Annotated in this window: 23 protein-coding genes; 11 read left to right on the top strand and 12 right to left on the bottom strand. The window is 44.7% G+C overall.

Annotated features, from left to right (window positions below; all coding sequences use genetic code 11):
* Positions 1 to 1,188, bottom strand: a complete 1,188-nt coding sequence (gene proV, locus AC3CH3_RS05825) for a glycine betaine/L-proline ABC transporter ATP-binding protein ProV (protein ID WP_488537943.1) — start codon at positions 1,186 to 1,188, stop codon at positions 1 to 3.
* A gap of 698 nt (positions 1,189 to 1,886) precedes the next feature.
* On the opposite strand from proV, the gene AC3CH3_RS05820 reads away from it, so the two are divergent.
* The gene (locus AC3CH3_RS05820; protein ID WP_488537942.1) at positions 1,887 to 2,624 is read left to right on the top strand and encodes an HAD-IIB family hydrolase; all 738 of its coding nucleotides are present in this window, start codon (positions 1,887 to 1,889) and stop codon (positions 2,622 to 2,624) included.
* A 49-nt stretch (positions 2,625 to 2,673) separates the two neighbouring features.
* Here AC3CH3_RS05820 and AC3CH3_RS05815 read toward each other — a convergent pair whose 3' ends face one another.
* From AC3CH3_RS05815 to AC3CH3_RS05805, 3 genes are all read right to left on the bottom strand, one after another.
* Positions 2,674 to 2,886: a TIGR02450 family Trp-rich protein gene (locus AC3CH3_RS05815; protein ID WP_019824233.1), complete on the bottom strand. Its 213-nt coding sequence runs from the start codon at positions 2,884 to 2,886 to the stop codon at positions 2,674 to 2,676.
* Between the two features lie 143 nt (positions 2,887 to 3,029).
* Complete coding sequence (locus tag AC3CH3_RS05810; RefSeq protein WP_488537941.1) at positions 3,030 to 5,477, bottom strand: molybdopterin guanine dinucleotide-containing S/N-oxide reductase; 2,448 nt, start codon at positions 5,475 to 5,477, stop codon at positions 3,030 to 3,032.
* 22 nt (positions 5,478 to 5,499) lie between these two features.
* A complete protein-coding gene (locus tag AC3CH3_RS05805; RefSeq protein ID WP_132935848.1) occupies positions 5,500 to 6,594 on the bottom strand; it encodes a NapC/NirT family cytochrome c in 1,095 nt (364 codons plus the stop codon).
* A gap of 306 nt (positions 6,595 to 6,900) precedes the next feature.
* On the opposite strand from AC3CH3_RS05805, the gene AC3CH3_RS05800 reads away from it, so the two are divergent.
* Together AC3CH3_RS05800 and AC3CH3_RS05795 are read left to right on the top strand one after the other, a co-directional pair.
* Entirely contained in the window at positions 6,901 to 7,176 is a 276-nt protein-coding gene (locus AC3CH3_RS05800) for a nitrogenase-stabilizing/protective protein NifW (RefSeq protein WP_065112208.1), read from the top strand.
* A 137-nt stretch (positions 7,177 to 7,313) separates the two neighbouring features.
* Positions 7,314 to 8,438 (top strand): M14 family metallopeptidase, encoded by a 1,125-nt coding sequence (locus tag AC3CH3_RS05795; protein ID WP_488537940.1) that lies wholly within the window; start codon positions 7,314 to 7,316, stop codon positions 8,436 to 8,438.
* 155 nt (positions 8,439 to 8,593) lie between these two features.
* Here AC3CH3_RS05795 and AC3CH3_RS05790 read toward each other — a convergent pair whose 3' ends face one another.
* Positions 8,594 to 8,950, bottom strand: a complete 357-nt coding sequence (locus tag AC3CH3_RS05790) for a hypothetical protein (protein ID WP_054546628.1) — start codon at positions 8,948 to 8,950, stop codon at positions 8,594 to 8,596.
* A gap of 218 nt (positions 8,951 to 9,168) precedes the next feature.
* Complete coding sequence (locus AC3CH3_RS05785) at positions 9,169 to 9,795, bottom strand: LysE family translocator (protein ID WP_488537939.1); 627 nt, start codon at positions 9,793 to 9,795, stop codon at positions 9,169 to 9,171.
* A gap of 209 nt (positions 9,796 to 10,004) precedes the next feature.
* Between AC3CH3_RS05785 and AC3CH3_RS05780 the strand changes: the two genes are divergently transcribed.
* The 3 genes from AC3CH3_RS05780 to AC3CH3_RS05770 all read left to right on the top strand — a co-directional run bounded on the left by AC3CH3_RS05780 (position 10,005) and on the right by AC3CH3_RS05770 (position 12,147).
* The gene (locus AC3CH3_RS05780) at positions 10,005 to 11,243 is read left to right on the top strand and encodes a DEAD/DEAH box helicase (protein WP_488537938.1); all 1,239 of its coding nucleotides are present in this window, start codon (positions 10,005 to 10,007) and stop codon (positions 11,241 to 11,243) included.
* Between the two features lie 252 nt (positions 11,244 to 11,495).
* Positions 11,496 to 11,717 (top strand): hypothetical protein, encoded by a 222-nt coding sequence (locus tag AC3CH3_RS05775; protein WP_048609426.1) that lies wholly within the window; start codon positions 11,496 to 11,498, stop codon positions 11,715 to 11,717.
* A 127-nt stretch (positions 11,718 to 11,844) separates the two neighbouring features.
* Positions 11,845 to 12,147, top strand: a complete 303-nt coding sequence (locus AC3CH3_RS05770; RefSeq protein WP_248374857.1) for a thiamine-binding protein — start codon at positions 11,845 to 11,847, stop codon at positions 12,145 to 12,147.
* A gap of 74 nt (positions 12,148 to 12,221) precedes the next feature.
* Here AC3CH3_RS05770 and AC3CH3_RS05765 read toward each other — a convergent pair whose 3' ends face one another.
* Positions 12,222 to 12,389 carry a hypothetical protein gene (locus AC3CH3_RS05765; RefSeq protein ID WP_488527064.1) on the bottom strand — a complete coding sequence of 56 codons (168 nt, stop codon included), beginning with the start codon at positions 12,387 to 12,389 and terminating at the stop codon, positions 12,222 to 12,224.
* A gap of 109 nt (positions 12,390 to 12,498) precedes the next feature.
* Positions 12,499 to 12,762, bottom strand: a complete 264-nt coding sequence (locus tag AC3CH3_RS05760; protein WP_488537937.1) for a DUF1289 domain-containing protein — start codon at positions 12,760 to 12,762, stop codon at positions 12,499 to 12,501.
* A gap of 187 nt (positions 12,763 to 12,949) precedes the next feature.
* Here AC3CH3_RS05760 and AC3CH3_RS05755 point away from each other — a divergent pair, with 187 nt between their 5' ends.
* The 5 genes from AC3CH3_RS05755 to AC3CH3_RS05735 all read left to right on the top strand — a co-directional run bounded on the left by AC3CH3_RS05755 (position 12,950) and on the right by AC3CH3_RS05735 (position 17,874).
* Positions 12,950 to 13,396: an META domain-containing protein gene (locus AC3CH3_RS05755; protein ID WP_004734625.1), complete on the top strand. Its 447-nt coding sequence runs from the start codon at positions 12,950 to 12,952 to the stop codon at positions 13,394 to 13,396.
* A 382-nt stretch (positions 13,397 to 13,778) separates the two neighbouring features.
* Positions 13,779 to 14,945: an ABC transporter substrate-binding protein gene (locus AC3CH3_RS05750; protein WP_488537936.1), complete on the top strand. Its 1,167-nt coding sequence runs from the start codon at positions 13,779 to 13,781 to the stop codon at positions 14,943 to 14,945.
* A gap of 5 nt (positions 14,946 to 14,950) precedes the next feature.
* Positions 14,951 to 16,651 carry an ABC transporter permease gene (locus tag AC3CH3_RS05745; RefSeq protein ID WP_488537935.1) on the top strand — a complete coding sequence of 567 codons (1,701 nt, stop codon included), beginning with the start codon at positions 14,951 to 14,953 and terminating at the stop codon, positions 16,649 to 16,651.
* The gene (locus AC3CH3_RS05740) at positions 16,617 to 17,267 is read left to right on the top strand and encodes an ATP-binding cassette domain-containing protein (protein ID WP_488537934.1); all 651 of its coding nucleotides are present in this window, start codon (positions 16,617 to 16,619) and stop codon (positions 17,265 to 17,267) included. The genes AC3CH3_RS05745 and AC3CH3_RS05740 overlap by 35 nt, the downstream gene beginning before the upstream one ends.
* A complete protein-coding gene (locus tag AC3CH3_RS05735) occupies positions 17,257 to 17,874 on the top strand; it encodes a CDP-alcohol phosphatidyltransferase family protein (protein WP_488537933.1) in 618 nt (205 codons plus the stop codon). Before AC3CH3_RS05740 ends, AC3CH3_RS05735 begins: the two co-directional genes overlap by 11 nt.
* A gap of 81 nt (positions 17,875 to 17,955) precedes the next feature.
* Here the strand turns inward: AC3CH3_RS05735 and AC3CH3_RS05730 are convergent, their stop codons facing one another.
* The 4 genes from AC3CH3_RS05730 to AC3CH3_RS05715 form a co-directional block, all read right to left on the bottom strand.
* Positions 17,956 to 18,909, bottom strand: a complete 954-nt coding sequence (locus AC3CH3_RS05730) for a class I SAM-dependent methyltransferase (RefSeq protein ID WP_488537932.1) — start codon at positions 18,907 to 18,909, stop codon at positions 17,956 to 17,958.
* An 8-nt stretch (positions 18,910 to 18,917) separates the two neighbouring features.
* Positions 18,918 to 19,616 (bottom strand): TIGR01621 family pseudouridine synthase, encoded by a 699-nt coding sequence (locus AC3CH3_RS05725; RefSeq protein WP_488537931.1) that lies wholly within the window; start codon positions 19,614 to 19,616, stop codon positions 18,918 to 18,920.
* Positions 19,617 to 19,794: 178 nt separating this feature from the next.
* On the bottom strand, positions 19,795 to 21,396 hold the full coding sequence (locus AC3CH3_RS05720) for a methyl-accepting chemotaxis protein (protein WP_488537930.1): 1,602 nt from the start codon (positions 21,394 to 21,396) through the stop codon (positions 19,795 to 19,797).
* Positions 21,397 to 21,603: 207 nt separating this feature from the next.
* Positions 21,604 to 23,037, bottom strand: a complete 1,434-nt coding sequence (locus AC3CH3_RS05715) for a sodium-dependent transporter (protein WP_019824266.1) — start codon at positions 23,035 to 23,037, stop codon at positions 21,604 to 21,606.
* Between the last annotated feature and the right edge of the window lie 205 nt (positions 23,038 to 23,242).

The following is a 23,242-nucleotide window of genomic DNA, read 5'->3' as shown; positions in this document are numbered from 1 at the left end:
CTATCCCTTATCTAATGTTTGTAGCAATCGTGACTTAGTCACAACGCCAAAGTAATTACCTTGCTCGTCCACAACAGGAACGGAATAAGGCACACCGCCAACAAGGCCAAGCACATCATTGATTGGTAAATCTGGATTCAGAGTTAGGCCATCACTTAGCTGAGCGCTCACCAACGATTTGTTCTCTTTGTGGGCTTTGCGAAGGGAATCGATAGAAACAATACCTGAGTAGTGACTGCTCTTCTCAACAACGATGCCGTATTCACGGTCGTTATCCATTAAGATTTGCAGAGCCGAAGCTGGACCATCGTGCTCAGATTTCTTAAATACCGCTGCAGGTTTCTTGCGCGCGATGTCTTTAACCGTAAGAACGCTTGCGACATTCACACCACGGAAGAAGGCTTCAACATAGTCGTTCGCAGGGCTATTCAAGATTTCATCAGGAGTACCCACTTGAACCACTTTACCATTTTGCATAATCGCGATTCGGTCACCGATACGCATCGCTTCATCCAAATCATGCGAGATGAAAACAATCGTTCGTTTATCGTCATTTTGAAGTCGGATTAACTCGTCTTGCATTTCGGTACGAATCAGTGGATCGAGTGCAGAGAACGCTTCGTCCATTAACAGAATGTCTGGGTCACATGCTAAGGCGCGAGCCAAACCAACACGCTGCTTCATACCACCAGACAGTTCATCTGGGTAAGACTCCGAATACGCGCCAAGGCCAACTCGTTCTAACGCGGCCAGTGCTGACTCTTTTCGTTTATCTACATCAACACCAGCAAGCTCAAGGCCAAACGCGGCATTCTCGATGACAGTCATGTGAGGCATCAATGCGAAATTTTGGAAAACCATGGAGATGTTATTGCGGCGAACTTCGCGGAGTTCATCTTCTGAGATGTGGGCAATGTCTTTGCCTCGTAGAAGCACATTACCTTTGGTAGGTTCAATCAAGCGGTTAAGAAGGCGTACTAGGGTTGATTTGCCAGATCCTGACAGTCCCATTATTACGAAAATCTCGCCTTCTTGAATACTAAGAGAAACATCGTTAACGCCGATCGTTAGACCTGTTTCTTCGAAAACTTTGTCTTTGTCCGCACCTTGATTAATCATCGTAAAAGCACGGTCGGTGTCTTCACCAAACACCTTGTACAGTCCCTTAACTTCCAGTATGGGATCCATGTAATCTAATCCTTTCTTAGTTATCTAAACTTATAGTTATTTAAGCTCAAATACTGTTATTTAAACTTAAAAACGGTCCTTTAAACTTAAAAATGACTTATTTAAACTCAAAAAACGATTAGCACTCTAAGTAATTAACCAGTGTAAATCAAGGGGCTTCGTACTGTAAGCTACCTGCAAAACCAGCAATCCCCTAGAAAAAATAATGATTAAAAACAAAACAACAAACACCCAAGACACTGAAAATAAAAGACATTAAAACAACAAGACAGCTCGCAATATTATGTATTACTTACTGATAGATTATTGAATATTTATTTTACATTTGAGCAATTAATACGCTAAACAGACCAAGAATAGCATCAAATAGTTCGTGCACAAATAATTCGAATACAAACTATTTATTAAGATTTCGTGACGCTTTAGATGCAAGCACTCAGCCTATTGTAAGGATCACATCCCCCACTCTTCATAGTCTAAAAACCAAAGGGAAATAAGCTAAAACCAGCGAGACAAAAGCGAGTTTTTCAACCCAGAATTTCAAAACATCACACCAACTGTGATACTTGCTGCAAACTGTTCAATATCGATTATCTAAGCCACAAGACAACTTGTAGAGTGCTCACTGCTGAGCCATTCTTTATAAAAGAAATAGACATTTCCCCGCGATGAATGAGAGAAAAAGACAAGGAATTCGAATGATAAAAATGCTGGTGTGTGACTTTGACGGGACGCTAGATGGAGGATCTTCTCATGGCGTTAATCAGTTATTTGACTACCTAACCGAACAACCTGATATCCGTTTTATCATTGCGACAGGAAGAACTCTGCCGTCAATTCGAGTTGGGTTGGCGTCTGATAACTACCCTAAACCACACAGCATTATCAGCGATGTTGGCACTAGAATTCATCACGTTCATTCCCAAAAACCCGATCATGTTTGGCACAATCAATTAGAAGCTTCGTGGAACAAATCCAAGGTCGAGACAGCACTCGCACCACTCGACTTTATGGGCGAACGCTTTGAAAATCATCAAGGTGATTACAAGATTACTTTTGAAGGGAAGCTGTCTGAACCTCAACATGAGTTAATCGAATCAAGTTTGGAGTCGCACGGATTGGATGTGCATCTCACCTACTCCCACGACTGGTATTTAGACATCACACCAAAGGGCGTCAATAAGGCTACTGCGATTCATCATCTACTCAAGCAACATGATTTGAGCGTAGAAGAAGTGTGTGTCGCGGGCGACTCTGCAAACGACACATCCATGCTAACGATAGAGGGTGTAAATTCGATCTTAGTGGCTAACCATTATCCAGAGGTGGCTCATCTGTCCGATAGAGACAATGTATACACCAGCACCGCAACACACGCTGCGGGTGTGTTAGAGGGGCTCAAGTACTGGCAAATGAGAGCGTCGAATATCCGATAAACGCCAGTTCGCCATTAACACCAGATTCTAATCAAACAGGCTTCTGGCCCTACTTCCAGCCTGGGAGCCAATTTTGATTATCGGTGAGGTCTCGCCAATTGATGTCTTCTTCTCGTTTGGTCATGACCGCCTCTATCATGCAGCGCACTACCTCCCCTTCATCAAATTCGACTTCTGTCACCATGAAGTGCTTTTCTTTCTTCACAGGGCTAACAGCTGTCCATTTGCTACGAAATAACTTCTTTGGGTTGATTCGATTCATGGGATTCTCTCTTGCTTTGATGTCGTTGATTATTATCAGGTGTCTACTCGACACACAGTAATAGTCTTTCCATCGCAAAAAAGATCATAAAAAAAGCCAGCGGTTAGGCTGGCTTCGTTCAATTAGCTATTTCTCGTTAAAGATTAGCCATTTTTAGGTGGATCAAATGCTGTCAGTTCTAATACTGGGCCTGTGTATTTTTCAATTTTCACAAGCGCAGAGTTCGCTGCACAACCATTTGCCAAACGAGAGGTCGGAATATCCAACGTAAGTACGTTACAGCCGCCGTTTTTACATAGGCCTGTATCTTTATCTAAATCTGGCCAACCGCCTTCATGGATACATACAGAGCCTTGTTTGATGCCATCTGTCACTAGTGCTCCAACCAATACTTGACCACGACCATTGTGTGCGCGAACCAAGTCACCCGTTTTAATGCCACGCGCTTTTGCGTCTTCAGGGTGAATTGAAATCGGCTCGCGGTCTGCAATCGCGTACTCTTCACGAATCTTCGCGTAGTTGAACTGGCTATGTAGACGGTGCGCTGCGTGCGCTGTCATCAATTGCAGTTCGCCATCTTTAGCATTACCTGTGTACTCTGTCGGCTCTAACCAAGTAGGGTGCGGTGGACAATCGTCTAATTGGTAACCTTCAATCGTTCTTGAGAAAATCTCGAACTTACCACTTGGTGTACCTAGTGGGTTCATGATTGGGTTCTCACGAAAATCAGCGTAACGAACAAACTGTGCGTTCTTCTCGTTCCACTTCATCTCGATCAACTGATTATCTTCCCAGAACTTGCTGAAGTTAGGCATTACGATACGCTGACCACGACCACCTTGCTGTGCGGTTTTGTAGAAACCATACAGCCATTCCATCTCGGTCTTGCCTTCGGTGTACACATCACGACCACCCGGAGCAAGTAACTCAGACATGTCTGCAAACACATCGAAGTCATTACGCGCTTCACCTTGAGGCTCAACGACTTTCTTCATTGGCACTAGGTGTTGATTACTGTAGTCACCGGTCATCGTCATATCATTACGTTCAAACGATGTCGTAATTGGCAACACAATATCCGCATGTTTAGCTGCAGCTGTCCAGTAAGGTTCTGAGATAACAATCAGCTCTGGCTTTTGCCAAGCTTTGATCAAGCGGTTGGTATCTTGGTGGTGAGTAAAGTTCGCACCGCCTGCCCACCAAATCATTTTGATCTCTGGGAACGTTAGGTTGTGGCCATTGTGATGGTAGCTTGAACCCGGATTTTCTAGCGCTTCAACAATACGCGCGACAGGGAATGCGTTCACAGATCCTGAAACTGCCCAGTCGTTACCCGCCGAAGAACCACCGCCAAGCGACGCTGAAATCGCAGGAAGTACGCCTGCATCACGAGCAGGGTTACCACCGTTTGAGTAGTGGTAAGAAAGACCGAAACCACCACCAGGTAAGCCAACTTGACCTAGCATTGTCGCTAGCGTAACCAACATCCAGTGACGTTGTTCACCGTATTGTTGACGCTGCATACCCCAGCCAGACATCAGCATAGTACGGTTCTTACTAAAGATATCAGCCAGCAGTTCCAGTTGCTTCACAGGCACACCACAGATCTCAGACGCCCACTCAGCAGATTTTTCAATGCCGTCTTCTTTACCCATTAGGTAAGCTTCGAATACGTCATAACCTGTTGTGTATTTGCCCAAGAATTCTTTGTCGTGTTTACCCTGCTTCACTAATGTGTGCGCAATACCCATCATCATGGCTACGTCAGTCATTGGGTGCGGAGCAATCCACTCAGCGTTGTCGCCAAAGAACTCAATAGTTTCAGAACGCATTGGATCAATCGCGATCACTGTCTTGCCCGATTTCTTCAACTGGTGGAAGAATTCAAGACCTGCACAGTCCGTTGAGCTCCAGGCGATCTTCAAGGTATTGATTGGGTTTAGACCCCAAAGTACCACCACATCACTGTGTTCAAGGATGACTGGGTAAGTCGTTTGTTGTTCATACACTTCAATCGAGCCCACCACGTGCGGCATGATGACCTGCGCAGCACCTGTTGAGTAATCACCTAAGTGACCAGAGTAACCACCAGCCATGCTCATGTAACGTTGTAGAAGTGTTTGCGCTTTATGCAAAACACCACTTGAACGCCAACCGTAAGAACCTGCGAATACCGATTCTGCACCGTGCTCTTTACGAATACGTGAATGTTGTTGATGAATCAGTTTGTACACTTCATCCCAAGAGATGCGAACAAACTCATCGCTGCCACGTACACCTTCAGGTGCTGATGGGTTAGCCAAGTAGCCTTTACGAACCATAGGGTATTTAACACGCGCTTTGGTGTGTACTTGGTCAGGGCCTGTAGTTTGTAGGCTGTTTGGAACGGTTTGTGCCAGTGCATTCGTGGTCGATACTAACTTGCCATCTTTCACTTCACACAGCATTGGTCCCATACGGCCTGATGTTAGAACACCAGAACCGCGCTTGTCAGAAGCCATTGCGCTCATCGGCGTCAAGGATGTGAATGCCAACGCACCAGCAGTAATACCTGTGCCTTTCATAAATCCACGACGGGTCATATTAGTCATAATTTTATCCTTCTAATTCTCTTTAGTGACCAACAACGTCTTTCGCGTGGTTTTGGAAGTACTTAGTCAACAGCTCAAGGTTTTGCTCAGAAATGTCGGTACGGTCTCCCATACTTTTCGCAACAGGTCCCCAAGCATTCACAGTGAAGTGATTTGAAGGAATCTTCGCGTGACACGTTGCACAATAAACATTGTCCAACTCTTCTGCGTAAGACCAGATTGGGTCTAGGCTATCGACAACTGGATCAGTAATGTCACCCGTTAACGCAACAGAACGCCACTCGTTACCGTAAGCATCGGCTTCGTATTCACCAGTAGTCAGTGCTTCTTGACCTTTGTCTGTCAGTGTCGCAACGATTGCACGTTGACCTTCACCGAAGTAAAGCACTTGCTCTGCGCCTTTCATTTGGAAGGCATTCAGAGTCACCGTACGGTTGTCGCCTTCAGCTTTAACTACTTCAAGTTCAGCCGTTGGGTTTACGCTACCGAATTCGCCCATTGCGATATCGGTTACTGGGTAAACCACTTTCGCATCTGCTGGCGTGTTTTTGGTAAAGGCAATCAGGGTATCGAATGCTTTGCTGTCTAGCTGAGCTTCAGGGGCAAAGTGCGCAACGCCTTTGTGGCAGTCGATACACGTTTGGTTGTTCTCTTTACCGTAAGCGTGCATTTTCGCTGCATCACGAGATTGCTCAAACTCTTCCATTGCATCGAATTCGTGACAAGAGCGACACGTCGCTGAGTCATTCTCACGGAATTGAGCCCATACTGTTTCAGCCATCTCTTCACGATGTGCTTCATATTTCTCAGGCGTATCGATCTTGCCTGAGATGAATTCGTGGTAGATGTCTTTAGACGCTCTTACTTTAGTGATCACATAGTCAATCGGATCCGTTGGGATGTGGCAATCGGCACATTCAGCTCGTATGCCTTTTGCGTTACTGAAGTGAACTGAACCTTGATACTCTTTGTGGGGTGCTTCCATCGTGTGGCAAGAAACACAAAACTCAGTGCTCGATGTATAGTGCATAACGGCTGCAGTTCCCCCTAAGGTTAACCAGCCAATACCTATACCAACCGCCGCTATTAGTGCGATATAACGTTTTTTTATTGTCATAATTCTTAATCATCTTCAACAATTGGTTACAATTGAGATCAGAATAGTACTTTAGGGGTAGATCCGTTTGATTTGGATCATCAATCGCAACCTGAGGAACAAAAAATGGCCCTTTCTGAGAGCTTGATTTCACTTTGAAAAATTAGCGCACCAAAAACCAATTCACCCAGAAAATGCAGTGTGCACATTGAATTTCAATAACTGATTAATTCAACAATAAAGAAGTTAAACTCGCTCCCAAATCAAAGAAGTAAATTGTAAATCTAATACAATGTCGGCTAACTCTTTTCATAAACTCTTCACTCCATGAACCAGACAGAATTCCAGCAAAAAATAGCGAGTTTCACCTCCATCGAACAAGCGCTTGATTACTTTGAAATTGGCTTTGATAGCAAGTTTATCGACCAAAATAGAATAGAGCTCGTGAAGCGCTTTAATGGTTATCTGATCCTCTCGAAACCCGATGATTGGTTTTCTGGAAGAAGAGCACTGAAAAACGCGTACTGTAAGGTTCAACGCAGTAAACTGGATCGCTACACACGATCAGCCTGTCGTGGCTGTACGACTTGCCAACGCCGCTAGTTCAAAATCAGAAAGCTTAAACGTAGATAACAAAAAATAGAGAATTGAAATAACATCTCATTACGATTTAGTTAGTGGTTTGCTCGAAAAAAAGTGTGCTAGTCTTACGGCAACTCAACTACGAGATAAAAACTACAATGAAAATTTTCAGCAATTTCGAAAGCGGCAACATTCACGTCGTTTCAGCAGATTCACCACAAAATATTCAACTGACTATCCCAGCAGACAACCAGACTGAAATCTCTCAGTGGTTTCACTTCCGTTTAGAAAGCGAAGCTCAACAAGCTCACCACTTTGAAATCGGCCAATTGGCAACATCTGCTTACCCTGATGGGTGGAAAGATTATGATGTTGTAGCATCTTATGACCGTGAAGAGTGGTTCCGAATTCCATCTCAGTTCGATGGCGATACATTAAGCTTTGATATCATCCCTGAACACGATTCAATGTACTTCGCGTACTTCGCGCCGTACTCATACGATCGTCACCAGGATCTTCTGCACAGTGCTCAAACGCACCCGGCTTGTAAGCTTGAAACTCTAGGTCACACGCTAGACAACAACGACATCACCTTGCTAACCATTGGTGAGCCAAGTGAAGATAAGAAAAACATCTGGGTTATTGGTCGCCAACACCCAGGCGAGACTATGGCTGAATGGCTAATCGAAGGTCTGCTGCAACGCCTGCTTGATGAGACAGACACAGTCGGTCGCTCTCTTCTAGACAGCGTTGTTTTCCGTGTTGTGCCTAACATGAACCCAGATGGCAGCATCCGTGGTCACCTGCGCACTAATGCGATTGGTGTAAACCTTAACCGCGAATGGCAATCACCTTCTCTAGAGCGCAGTCCTGAAGTTTTCCTTGTGCGCGAGCGCATGCTAGAAACTGGCGTTGATCTGTGCCTAGACATTCACGGTGATGAAGCGATCCCGTATAACTTTGTTGCAGGTAGCGAAGGCAAACCTTCATACAACGAGCGCATTGCAAAACTGGAGAACCACTTCAAGCAAGCGCTTCTGACTATCACGCCAGAATTCCAAGATGAATTTGGTTACGATAAAGACGAACCGGGCAAAGCAAATATGACCGTCGGCACAAACTGGATCGGCGAGCAGTTCAAATGTCTGGCTTACACTGTCGAGATGCCGTTTAAAGATCACATCAGCCACGCTGACGAACTTTACGGCTGGTCTCCAGAGCGCAGTGTTGCATTTGGTCACGACATGCTAGCAGCGGTTTGGGCAACAGTAGACGAGCTATAAAACGAACCATAGACAGGCTAAGCGCCTTAGTTTGTCCGTATAGTTAGTTTGCTTACATATATAGCAAAGCCCAGCACTTGTGAAAGTGCTGGGCTTTTTAATATCGGATCTAAATGAGTGACTTGGGCTTTAAGGCATCTAACTTTAAAAGCTTTCTAAGCCACTCTGAGGCTAGCAAAAAATACTGGGTATCTTTGTCTAATGTGTCTTTGTTCTGACACCATATCTTTGAAGCTTGGTCCTTCTAACAACTGAACGATCACTTCATCGCCTTCTTGTCGCAGCACTGCACCACTAATATCAATGGTGTTGTTATCGTGCAGTCTTAAACTGCCCGCCATTGAGAAGCCTCGATAAACAGGAATGATGTTACGCATCATCAAGCGCACACCCTTTTCAGACACTTCACTCACATGAAAAAGCTCATCCTTAATTCGCATCACTGGACGTGCCTTTTTTGGGTACTTCAAGCGGTAATATTTGCGTTTCTGGGTGAATGACTCTTCACTCATCTGTGACTCCCTGTCTCTGTTTATTCGGTCAAGCAATAGCCTTTAGCTTCAATTGGATTTCGAACGAACACATTCACTGAATTGATATCTGACCATTATATCGACTTTACGAGCTAATGCTTTAGAGATTTATGCACAGAAACAAGGATTGTTGAGTATTCAGTAAAAAGTGAGATATGAGTCGTAGATGCTAGGGGGTCGATTATTAACTATGAACCCTAAAGCTGAAACAGCGCCAACTGAATACTGAAGCCAACAAACAACAACCCGCACACAATGTTCATCCATTGAGACGTGCGCTTTTTCGTCAATAATGTCTTAAACGTATCAGCCATCAAAATGACAACCAAAAACCATGTAGCAACCACTGTCGCCTGTATCGCGCCCAGCATTAAACTGTCGGACACAATGTGATCCTTAGAAACAAACTGAGGGAATATCGAAAGGTAGAATAGAACGATTTTAGGGTTAAGTAGGTTAGTGAAGAGTCCTTTGAAAAACTGGTTATAAAGCTTACTGCCCGATGCGCTCACTATAGCAAGCACGCCCTCTTGAGCTCGCAATGCCGCCCGAAAATGGTTGTACCCAAGCCATGCTAAGTACAATACACCCACCCACTTCAGTCCCTCAAAGGCCATTGGAGTCTGAGATAACAGTAAGCTCATGCCATTCGCAGAAACAAACGCATGAAACAAGAACCCGCATGACACACCCAACACGTTAATAAACGCAAACAACTTTCTTTGAGTTAAAGCCGTGCTCAATACCAACAGAGCATTTGGGCCTGGAATGATCGCAATAAAAAACACGATGACAATAAACAGCCAGATACTTTCCCAACTCATTTCGCTCTCATTTCATGAACATTTTTAGGGCAGACATTGTACGTCCATTCAGTACCATTACAATATGACAAACGCTTAATTATCTCGTATGGCTAACATACATAATTCAAGCATATAATGAGAGCGTTTATCGTGTTACGAACAAAACTAATTCTCTAACATTTGCTGCCCTGTTAGACTCCACCTCCCTTTTGATACTTGGTTCATTTATGTCATTTGATAGCCTAACCCTTAACGCAAAAACCGTCTCCGCCCTCCCAGCTCAATTCAATAAGCCGACAGAGATACAGCAAGCGGTAATTCCTACCATTATTGCGGGGAAAGACGTACTTGCATTGGCTCAAACGGGCAGCGGTAAAACATTGGCGTTCGGCTTACCTTTACTGAATAACATCAACCAAGATGTAAATGAACTGCAAGCACTGATCATTGTTCCAACCCGTGAACTTGCGTCTCAAGTCGCTGAGTCTTTAGAACCGATCGCAACGGCTCTTAATATCAGTACGATTACGTTGACGGGCGGTGTAAATACGGATGACCAACAACAGCAATTATTAACGAAGCCACAGATTGCTATCGCAACACCGGGGCGCTTGCTGGCTGTGATCAAGAGTGGCGAATTGGAGTTAACTCAATGTGTGTCATTGGTTCTTGATGAAGCAGACCGATTGATGGACATGGGCTTTTGGCCAGATATTCAAGCGATCACCGTAGCTCTGCCAGCGAAGCGCCAGTCACTGCTATTCTCGGCAACACTTCCTCCAGAGTTGGTTAATCAAGCTGAAACGCTGTTATCAAGCCCAGAGAAGATCACGACTCACCAAGAAAACAGCGTTGTCGAAACCATTGAAGAAACACTGTATCTCGTGAACAAAGGCAGTAAGGCTCAAGCATTGATTGCCCTTCTTAATCAAAAGCAATGGTCACAGGTGTTGGTTTTTATTGGCGCGAAGGACAATGCTGACGCATTAACCAAGCGATTGAACAAAGCCAAGATCAGCGTGAGTGCGTTGCATGGAAATAAGAGCCAAGAAGAAAGAGAGCAAGCATTAGAAAGTTTCAAAAATGGCGAGACTCGCGTGCTTATCGCGACAGACGTCATGGCTCGAGGCATTCATATTGATCAATTACCTGTCGTAATTAACTTCGAATTACCGTCTCACGCAGCAACTTACGTACACCGCGTTGGTCGGACAGCAAGAGCAGGAAGTACTGGTTACGCGATCTCTCTGGTTAGCCACAGTGAAAATGAGCATCTCAATGCAATTCGCACCCTGACCAATAAGCCGTTAATGCTGCAACCGTTAGAAGGTTTCCCTGTTACAGACAAACCTGCATCTGAAGTGACCGCTCGCAAGCGTCCACCTAAAGATAAAATGGCGAATCGAAGAACAGCCAAAAAGAAGAGCATTAAGCAATTTAAAAGCAAACCAAATAGCTCAAAGTAACCAGAAATAACGCTAAGCAAGCAGAAATAGAATAATCAGCTCAGTTTGAACTGGGCTTTTTATATGCAACAAAATACAAATTTACACACAAAAACTTCCCTAAAAATGCAAACTTAGATGACACTTTTGTGAATTATGACGCCAACGTATTGATTCTTGGTTGCTCAAAAAAAATACTCTTAAATCACATTGACGCCCCTATGTCTGGCAACTAGATTTTTCTATTAGTGTCTACAACAGGAGGTCATTGAAATGAAACGTGCTAGCTCTACATATCGATTACAACTGATTAAGGAAGTGGCAACCCGCCGAGATCGTCAACATTCCAATGACCCGATGGCAAACTACATACAAACCCTAATAGATAATAAAGATGATTGTGATACTTCGGTTGAACGTAACCAGAGGTTCAGTGGCAGTCATTTTGATGAGCACATAGGTGGTTGGGTAAGCGACCACTGGGGTAACAAGTAGGACAACGAGAGTAATCCAACCAGCATAACCGCTGTAGAATTCGTCTCCGCATTAACCTATCATCTGCAACAATTCCCTATCCTAGAGTAAGCAGAAAGTGTCTGAGTTAAAAAGAGAAAAAGAAGTGATGGTTGCCTTCCAAGTGATACCTCGCGTTAAAGAAGGCAACAACTTCGAAGTGGTTGATAGAGCCATTGAAGTTGTGAAAGCTGCCGATGTACCTTTCCAAGTCGGTGCGATGGAAACCACGATGAAAGGTGAACTCAACCAATTACTCGATATCGTTAAAAAGGCAGAGCAAGCTTGTTACGATGCTGGGGCTGTAGAAGTGATAACCAACATTAAGATTCATAGTAAAACCACCGAGGCCGATGATACATTTTGTACATACCATCGTGGTGTAACGAAAGCGAATCATATGTTTGTTTAATAATATGTTTATTTCAGAAAGCTGTTTATTTAAGAAAACAGGGGGTTAAGAAAGACTCTGAAGAATCAGTGATGTTATTGAAAAGGCATGTCTGAAAGGTGAGAAAGGATTTCCATTCGTTCTTCTTCTGACATCGAATGCCAATCACGCGGGCTCTCTTCAGGGTCATTTTTCGCCCCAATGTTTTTTCGATCCAGTGCTTTAACCGGTTCTTTTTTGAGTTTTACGCTCTTTTTATTCATACCGACATCACTCCTTTTGGTACAAAGGTACCTACCTTAATATTACACCCCAACCATTATGTAAAGTAATAGTTACTTCGGAGTTAAATAAAATCTTGATACTTCCTCTTTAACCGAAAAGATCTCTTTGGGGACTTGTATTTCCCTCTTCGTCGACCGACTTACCAACCAAGTTTTTTTGCTTCATTATCTTCCTTCGATAGCGCTGACGACAAAGCTTAATCACGTACAATTGTTCTGACGGAGTCATCGACATCCAATTAAAGCGTTCTTCTCTTTTGCGCATACAACCATTGCAATAGCCTTTATCATCGCTTGAGCAAACCCCAACGCAAGGGCTTGGAACCTGGAAAAACTCTAACTGCTCCACCATGCCTCCTTACACATCAAAATCGAGCTTACTAATTAAAAAATAAGCGATTAATTTGTCGCCCAGCTCGTGAAATTCATACTAAACTATGACCTTATACTGACACATATAGTGTTTTGTAAACTATACTTTGAACCCATCAAGTTACACTTATTCGGTAACTTCGTTCTTTCCTTTGGAGCCTTATAATATGAAGTTTAGTTCAAAAAAATTACTAGCAGTAGCCGCTTTACCTATGATGCTAGCAGCATGCACAACAACAGGTGACAACGCGATGCAAGTAACACCAACCGATCTACAGCACCATAATTGGGAACTTGCACAAATTGATGGCAAGGACATTGTGAAAAGCGAAGACCAAGCAGCTCCTCGTCTAGAGATCGGCGAAAAAATGACTGCGAACGGCATGGCTGGTTGTAACAACTTCTTCGGTCAAGGCGAATTGAAAGACGGTCAATTCCGTATCAAGCAAATGGGCATGACAATGAAAATGTGTCACGGCTCTGCGATGGAAATCGAACAATCGGTTTCTGCTACTCTAAGCGAGTGGAGCGACGTAACCCTAACAAACGATACGCTAGTACTGAAAAACGATGTACACACGCTAACGTACACAATTCGTGACTGGGTAAACTAATCCGTCATCGAAACCAAATACTGATTAAAGGAGCCTGATGGCTCCTTTTTTATTGCCAGCTTGCCGTCACTACTTCTTCAAAATTGACGCTCATCGCCGACTTTTCGTACCAACCTCCAATAAACCTCAAAAATCTCTCATTTAGATGCAATAAATTCAACGGTTCAGCGGTCTGTTGCTAGGATGGCAAAAGCCTAGAGTCTGTCGAGTTTTCAAGATGATTACAGATCGAACAAAACTCAACCGTGAACTCCCTGCTTGTTCTCAAGTAATTGATTGAATTTACTGTTGAATTAGAATTTATTTCAGAAACAGATAGAATAACTGTAGGGAGTTTGAAAATACAATGCTCTTGCCCGTTCACTACCAAATGGAAAAGTTTATGAACAAGATAGTAAGTACGTTAGGAATCATGGCAACCGTTGCATACAGCGCAACCATTTATGCTGATGAAGCAACATCCACCGACAGTTGGAACCAAATAGAACAGCAGGCAGAGGGAGAAACTGTCTACTTTCACGCTTGGGGCGGAAGCCAAGAGATCAATCGTTACTTACAGTGGGCAGGCAATAAATTACAAAGTGACTACGGTGTCACGTTGAAGCATGTGAAAGTAACCGATATTGCGGAAACCACCACTCGACTGCTCGCTGAAAAAGCGGCAGGAAAGAACAGTGAAGGCAGCGTCGATATCGTCTGGATCAATGGCGAGAACTTCCGTTCGATGAAAGACAACGCGCTATTGTTTGGGCCATTTACGGAATCACTTCCAAATTGGCAGTATGTCGATAAGTCTTTGCCAATCGATGTTGATTTCTCGGAGCCGACAGAAGGCTTAGAAGCACCGTGGGGTGTTGGGCAACTTGTGTTCATTCACGACCAAGAGACGCTGCACAATCCACCACAATCATTCTCTGAGATGTTGAGCTACGCTCAGGCTTTTCCGAACCGATTAAGCTACCCTCGTCCACCAGAATTTCATGGCACGAGCTTCATTAAGTCTCTACTGATTGAACTAACAAACAATAACCCTGCGCTGGCTCAGCCGGTTTCAGAAGATAACTTCCAAGCGGTAACAGCGCCACTTTGGGCTTACTTAGATAAATTCCATAAAGTGGCATGGCGCGGTGGCAAACAATTCCCAGCAGGTACATCAGAAAGCATCCAACTTCTAGATGATGGACAACTCGACCTCGCGATTACCTTCAATCCAAACTCTGTATATTCAGCGCAGGCAAGTGGCCGTTTAGCGGAAACCACCAAGGCTTATGCTCTAGAAAGCGGCGCTCTATCTAATATTCACTTCCTTGCAATCCCTTGGAATGCCAATGCAACTTCAGGCGCTCAAGTGACCATCAACTTCTTATTGAGCCCAGAAGCGCAATCTCGCAAGGGTGACCTTAATGTTTGGGGCGATCCTTCAGTATTGAACAGCAAGTACCTCACTGGCAGTGCTAAAAATACTCAGCAATTTAAGTCGGTTGATGAACCACACCCAAGCTGGCAAAACGCGCTCGAGAAAGAGTGGCTTAAGCGATACGGTAACTAGTCTTCATGCTACGCGCTCTATATTTTGTTGTTATAGCTGTGTGCATTATTCCAACCATTCCTGGGGTAGCGGGAGTGGTGGCTTCGTCACTGAGTTTCATCCCGCCCCTAGGTTTAGATGAGCCAACACTCAACGGTTTTGACCAAGTATTTCAATGGGAAGGGGCTTGGCACTCTATTGGCTTAAGCCTAGGCTCAGCGATTGCAAGCAGCTATATAGCCTGCTTCCTGACCTTTTGTATTCTTCAAGCCTCTTGGGGAAACAAGTTTTGGAGAAAGATTGAGTTAGCACTATCGCCAATGCTTGCCATTCCACATGTGGCTTTCGCTATCGGCTTTGCATTTCTGTTTAGCCCAACGGGGCTTGGCGCAAGAGCCGTACATCACTTGCTCGGCGAATCGGCTACCAGCTCTGAGTTGGCGTTATTGGTGAAAGACCCATACGCGTTTGGCTTAATCATTATGCTCGCACTCAAAGAAGTCCCTTTCTTGTTGCTGATGAGCATTTCGATACTTCAGCAAATTGATGTAGAGCGTATCACTAAGGTGAGTGCATCACTCGGTTACAGCCGTGCTCAGATCTGGTGGAAATGTATTTTCCCACAATGGTTTACTAAGCTTCGCTTCCCAATACTGGCAGTACTCGCTTACAGTGTCTCGGTTGTCGATATTGCTCTGATCATTGGCCCAACCAACCCGCCGACCTTTGCCGTTTTGGTATGGCAATGGTTCAACGATCCTGACCTTAACCTACTCCCGCGAGCTGCTGCTGGTGCCATCGTTTTATTTGGTTTAGCTTCGTTGATCATCGCCTTGGCGCGTTTAGTTGAATGGGCAATTCTTAAGTACTTTCGAACTTGGCAGTATTCAGGACGAACAGGGGCAAACCTTCCGGGGAAAACGGTATTCACAATCCTTGCTAGCCTTTCACTGCTGATCATTCCTTTAATGGTAATTTGGAGCGTTGCTCAGCGTTGGCGTTTTCCTGATTTACTGCCGAGCCGCTACAGCAAGCGTTTCTGGGAGTTCGAATGGGATGGCATCATGAGTACTGTGGGTCAAAGCTTATGGATTGGTCTTATTGCCGCTTCAATCGCTTTGTTGCTTGCGCTGGTGGCTCACGAATACAGAATCAAATACAAGTGGCAAGTGCCCGGTTTTATCATCGCGATTCCAATGCTAATACCTCAACTCTCGGTATTGTTTGGTATGCAAGTCACGACCCTCTACATCGGCAGTAGTGCCTATGAGTTCTGGGTGATTTGGGCGCATGTTTTCTTTGCTTTCCCGTTTGTGTATCTGTCTTTGGACGGCCCGTGGAAAAGCTTCAATGATGGGTTGATTAAAGCATCGCTGAGCCTAGGTAAATCGCCATTTCAGAGTTGGTACTCAATCAAACTGCCAATTTTGCTTCCTGCGATTGCCTTTGCTTGGTCGGTCGGGATCAGTGTGAGTTTGGCCCAGTACCTTCCAACATTGATGCTCGGCGCGGGCCGCATTAGCACGATCACCACAGAAGCAGTTGCCCTAACCAGTGGTTTCGACCGCAGGGTGACAGCAATCTATGCCATTTGGCAGGCCCTATTGCCTCTGTTCTTTTTCTCTTTAGCGATATTAGTCAGCCGACTTCAACTTAGATATCGCCGTCTTACTTTTAAAGGTCTCCTAAGTAATGAGTCTGTACCTCAACGACCTCGCCATCCGTAAAACCGATGGGGATTCGCTGTTCTCAGCGCTAAACGTAACATTAGAATCTGGCCAAATACTGGCTTTGATGGGGCCGAGTGGCTGCGGAAAGTCGACCTTACTGGATGCGATTGCTGGTCACTTAAGTGAAGAGTTTTCGTATTCTGGCACCGTTATGTTGAACGATATTCAGCTCGACGAGCTTCCATCACATCAGCGTGAAGTCGGTATTTTGTTTCAAGATGACTTACTATTCCCTCATCTAAAAGTATGGGAAAACTTGGCGTTCTCTCTGCCTAATTCGGTTAAGGGTTCCGCTCGTCAACAGCAAGCAATGGCTGCACTAAAAGACATAGAGCTAACTCACTTAGCTGAATCTTTCCCGGATCAAATATCTGGCGGTCAACGCGCAAGAATAAGCTTAACTCGTATGTTGTTAGCCAAGCCTAAACTCGCCCTGCTTGACGAACCGTTCAGCAAACTGGACCAAGAGTTAAGAGCACAATTTCGCGATTGGGTGTTTGAACAATTGACCAAAGCGAATATCCCAACATTAATGGTCACGCACGACGAAGCCGATGTACCTCAAGGGGCAGAAGTACTGTCTTGGCCATGGAGAAGTAACAATGCTGGATAAGTACTCCATCAAAGTCATTAAGTGGCCATTGAATCAATCGGCTAAGTTACTGAACCAATTGGGTATCACGGCCAATCAAACCACGTTATTCGGATTTCTGGTTGGGTGTTTTGCATTTCCAGCGTTAGCATTTCAGCAATACGAATGGGCGTTGGGGTTTATTGTATTTAACAGGGTTTGCGACGGGCTTGATGGAGCCTTGGCTCGAATCCAAGGCATTAGTGATGCCGGCGGTTTCCTCGACATCAGCCTAGATTTCCTATTCTACTCGTTGATCCCTTTTGGATTTGTCATTGCCAACCCAGAACATAACGCCATTGCCGGTGCATTTTTGATCTTCTCTTTTATCGGCACAGGCAGCAGCTTTTTAGCGTTTGCGGTTATGGCAGGCAAGCGAGGCATCGAAAACCCAGCCTATAAGCATAAGTCTCTGTACTACATGTCGGGGTTAACCGAGGGAACAGAAACCATCGCTTGTTTCATTGCTTTCTGTATTTGGCCTCAACACTTTGCGGTTATCGCTTACACCTTTGGTGCAGCATGTTGGCTAACCACGTTCATGCGTATTTATTTTGGGTTCCAGACACTCAAGAATCAAACCATCTAGTATTAGTTTCAGGTTCCTTTCAAACAAAAACGCCGCTCAGATGAGCGGCGTTTTTATATTCTAGCTAATACTTGAAGCTAATTAGGCATCTGCAGAAGCGTTAATTTTAAACCTCAACACCTTCAAGCTTGAATCAAGGTCGACATCGACAAACTCAGGCGGGTTGTCTAGACGTTCGATAAACTCAACACTAGGAGCTTCTTCTGACATCGTCTCAATCAGGAAGTTTGGCGATACTGCTGGCGAATTCACACAAGCAATCACTTCACCGCCTTCAGTTAGAAGTTCAGGCAAACGACGTAAGATCTTTTTGTAATCTTTGGTTAGAGCAAAGCTGCCTTTTTGGAACGAAGGTGGATCTATGATCACTAGCTCGTAAGGGCCGCCCTTCTTGATTTTTCCCCACGACTTAAAGATATCGTAGCCAAGGAAGTTAACCGAGCGCATATCGTGACCATTCAGACGGTGGTTATCGCGACCTTTGTTTAGTGAGCCACGTGACATGTCCACGTTCATGCATTGACGAGCGCCACCAGCAATAGCCGCGACAGAGAAACCACAAGTGTATGCGAACAGGTTAAGAACGTTCTTATCCTTGGCATTATCTTGTACCCACTGACGACCATTACGCATGTCTAGGAACAAACCGAAGTTCTGATTACGGCCAATGTCTAATTGGTACTTAAGACCGTGCTCAACCACAACCGGAGAGTCATTCAACTCGCCCCATAGAACCTCTGAAGGCGCGCCATCGGCATAACGGTGTTGTAGAACAATGCTTGTGCCCTGCTTTGATTGCCAGATATCTTTGTTGGTGAGTTCAACCAATCCAGCTTTTAGAGATGACAAGAATTCATCGTCTACTTCTTTAAACACGTTAACCAGTAGTTGTCCATCAACCCAGTCACATGTCAGTTGCTCTAGACCAGGCCAAAACTTACCGCGCCCGTGGAAAATACGGCGTAGTTCGTTTGGTACTTCATTAAGTTGCTGTTCAATATGACTAAAAAACAGAGGTAAAGCTGATGCTTCCATTATTTCACTCACTTAGTGTTTAGCTTTGGCCAAGTTAATGACCAAGGTTCAAGCCAACTGTCCAAACCGTTCGACACGGTTTCCTGATGCCACTTCTCACCCAAGGAGTTTAGACTTCTTGGATCGCAGACATATTCGTAGGCTTGTGATTGATAGGTAAATCGAATCGCGAAGGCATGCAGATAACCTCTGTCAGCCTCACTCGATGGATTATAAATAGGGTCACCAACAATGGCTGAGCCGATCGACTTCATCGCGACACGGATCTGGTGAGTTCGCCCTGTATAGGGTTTACATAAGAGTAGACGCTCACCGGGTTCAGCCGTTGCTGATAAAAATTGGGTAATCGCTGGGTTTTCTTTGGATGTCAGAAGTTTCCAACTAGAGCGTCGTGAACGCTCCATGTCTCCTGAGATCAAACCTTGCTTTTTCTTTGGCTTCTTAGAACCAATCGCAAGGTAGTATTTCTCTACTTCACGCTTTGCAAATAGCTGTGAAAGCTCGCTCGCCGCCGGCGCATTTTTTGCCAGCAGCAGAATGCCCGAGGTCATTTTATCTAGTCGATGAACGAGATACAGCTTAGGCTCATTAATTGCCTTAGCAACTTCTTGAAGCAACATGGTATCGCCATCGTCTTTGTGGACGCTGACTCCAGGATGCTTATTGATAAGTAAAAAATCAGAGTGGTTCAGAAGAATATCGAACATGTAAAGGCTAGCTCCATTGTAGAACGTGGAGTATACCGCGTCTGAACCAAGATTCCAGCTACGAAAAAGCCCAACTCACTCAATAAACATTGAATCGTTGGGCTTCTTTTCAGCAAGTAGCAATCAGTGCTTGGTCTTTACTCGATTACCAATAGGCAAATAGAACCAAACCACAGCTTTACGCCAGTTTAAACTTACCCACTAATGCTTCTAGCTCAGCAACCTTAGCGTTCAAGCCTGATGTATTTTCAGAGCTACGAGTTGCTAGCTGCAGAGATTGCTCAGAGATATCGCTAATCGCGGTAATGTCCGCTGCAATTTCTTTGGTCACCGCTGTCTGTTCTTCTGCCGCAGTCGCAATAGAGTTAACCATGCTTTGTACATTGCCCGCACCGCTCACAATCGCCTCTAGCGCAGAAACAGCACCTGAGCTTTGCTCGACACCAATCTCAACTAAACGACAGTTGTCTTGAGTGTAAGTCACTGCTTCTTGAGTGCCCGATTGAATCGATTGAATGATGCCCGAGACTTCTTGTGTCGCTTTGGTTGTTCTTTCTGCTAGCGCTCGCACTTCATCGGCTACCACAGCAAAACCACGACCAAATTCGCCAGCACGTGCCGCTTCAATTGCAGCGTTAAGAGCTAACAGGTTGGTTTGTTCAGCAATGTCTTCGATTACCTTAATAACGCTACCAATCTGCTCACCATGCGAACCCAACGTGTTCATCTGTAGCGACATGTCACTCATTTGAGTCGACACTTGTTGAATACTCGCCACCATCTCAACAATCACGTTGCGGCCATCTTCTGCAGAGGTTTCAGAGCGACGTGCTTCCTCATAAGTAGAAGTACCTTGTTGAGCCACTTCAGAAATGGTCAAACTTAGCTCTTCAGCAGCCGTTGCAATCAAGTTAGCTTTGTCTGCTTGAGCTGATGCACCAGTAACGATGTCTTGGCTAATAGAAGATAGCTCCCCTGTCACAGATTGGACTTGGTGAGTCACAGACGAGATAGAACCTAGTAGGTCTACTAGCGATTTCTGCATCTGGTTAATCGACTTAGCCAGCTCAGCCAATTCATCACCAGAATCGTCAATAATATCGCCTGCCGTTAGGTCACCATTTGCTACACGTCGTGCTACTTGTTCAACACGAGTCAAGCGGTTGGTAATAGAGCTAGACAATAGATACGCAATCACACAACCAAAGACAATCGCAATAACAGACAACACCATTATGGTACGTTCGATGGTGGTAAACGTATCGGTTAGTGTCAGTAGTGACTGTTCTGTATCTGCACGCTCACTTGCTGATGCTTGATCCAGTAAGTTCTCAATAGGGATAAGATTGCTCTCATACAAAGATCGTAGCTGTTGAATGTTGGCTAGTAGCGCAGCTTCATCATTGATCTTCGGCACAAGCTTTGATTCAAACTCTTGAGTGAAACGCCCCATCAGGTCTTCAATTCGCTGAATACGGCGGTGATCTTCCGAACCTCTACTCTCCAAACGCTTCGCCTGCTCGATTGCTTGGGCAAATTCGTTCTTATTGGTTCGATAATCGTTCAGCGCGTTATCAACCTGAATGATCGCACCCAACGCATCTCGGTAGACATCTCCAGCTTGATAGGTAACAGTGCCCGGTACATCGTCCATTCTGATCTCATCAGCACTTTTATGAGCGCCAATAACCTCTATCCATACAATACTGACTAACGTGACAAGCACTGCCAATATAGAGCCAAAACCGGCATACAGTTTCTTTCTCACTGACAATTTCACACAACACCTACCTAAATTAAATACGGACTGAACAGCCCTAACCAGTAAATATATCGGCTAGCAAACGGATAACTTTAGTGAATGCATAACTTTTATTTTTCGATAAGAATTAAGTATTTAAAACAAAAAAACGGGAGCCAATGGCTCCCGTTTCTTAACTTACTTTAACTCGCGATTGTATCGTCTAAGAGATTTAGTTTCTTAGAACTATAGCTTCTTAGAGATGACCGCAGAGCCAGCAATGATACCAATACCTAGTAGCATGATTGCACCTTTACCGCTGTCGAAGCCAGAAGAGATACCCATGAACGCTACGATAGCGATAGCTACTGGGATGATGTACTTAACTAGTGTGTACCATAGACCGAATAGTGGGAAAGATACTTCACCGTCGTTAGTGATTTCTTTCTCTAGGTCAGCACGGTTTAGTCTCCAACCAGCGAAGATACATACCAACATACCGCCAACTGCTAGGAAGATCTTATCAGTTAGTAGGTCGAAGATATCAAACGCACCAGTACCGAACAGTGTTGGACCGAAGCCACCAAGTGATAGAGAAGCGAAGATACATAGAATCGCCATTACTACACTTGCAGACAGTACAGCTGTTACACGCTTCATGCCCTTCTCATCGATTAGGTAAGAAACCACAACTTCAAGTAGAGATACTGAAGAAGTCAGTGCCGCAACACTTAGACCAACGAAGAACATAAGAGCAAATAGAAGACCAACTACGCCGCCCATTTCAGCGAATAGCTGAGGAACAACAACGAATACTAGACCAGGACCCGCTGCAGGCTCCATACCGAATGCGAACATTGCAGGGAACATTGCAACACCAGCTAGGATAGCAACACCGGTATCCATTGCAGTAACCATAGCTGTCGTTTGAACTAGGTTCTCTTTCTTCTTAAGGTAAGAACCGTAAGTCAACATACAACCCATACCAAGAGATAGTGAGAAGAATGCTTGACCTAGTGCAGCTAGGATTACACCGCTGTCTACTTTAGAGAAGTCAGGGCTGAATAGGAATTCAAGACCAGCCATCGCGCCCGGAAGCATGATGCCTTTGATGGATACCACGATAAGGATAATGAAAAGAAGTGGCATCAGGATCTTACCAGCTTTCTCAATACCACCAGAGATACCCTTCATAACAATAACAATGTTAAGTAGTAGGTATAGGCCCATCCACATAAGTGGTTGAACTGGGTTTGAGATAAAGCCACCGAAGCTGTCACCGATTGCTTCAGGTGCGTCTAGCAGACCACCAGCAATCTTACCGATGTATGCGATAGACCAGCCACCTACTACAGGGTAGAAACCCATGATAAGTAGACCACTGACTACGCCGATAACACCAGCGAACGTCCAACGACGGTCAGTTGTTTTGAATGCACCTACTGCTGATTTTTGCGTATGACGGCCAATCGCAAATTCAGTCAGCATTACACTGAAACCGATGAAGATTACAAAAAACAGGTAAATTGCAACGAATGCACCGCCGCCACTTTCGCCTGCTGTGTAAGGGAATTTCCAAATGTTACCTAGACCAACAGCAGAACCTGCTGCAGCCATTACGAATCCTAACTTCGAACCCCAGGTATCGCGGGGTGTTGTGGTTGTATTACTAGTAGCCACGTGTACTCCAAACTTTTGTGTTATGTGATGTTGTGTTTTGCTTTGGGTGGCGTCTTTAAAAGATAAGGCGTATAAAAAAATTTACACACCTAAAAGATTTGATTGACGCTCGTTATCTGGCAAGTAAACCAGTTTAAGAATAAAATTGGAAGCCCGAACCGTACATATTTCGTTACCAATGTAAATTTTTATGGTTAAATGCCGC

This window comes from Vibrio sp. QJM3NY_35, from assembly GCF_057785915.1.
This window is presented reverse-complemented; position numbering and strand designations above follow the sequence as displayed.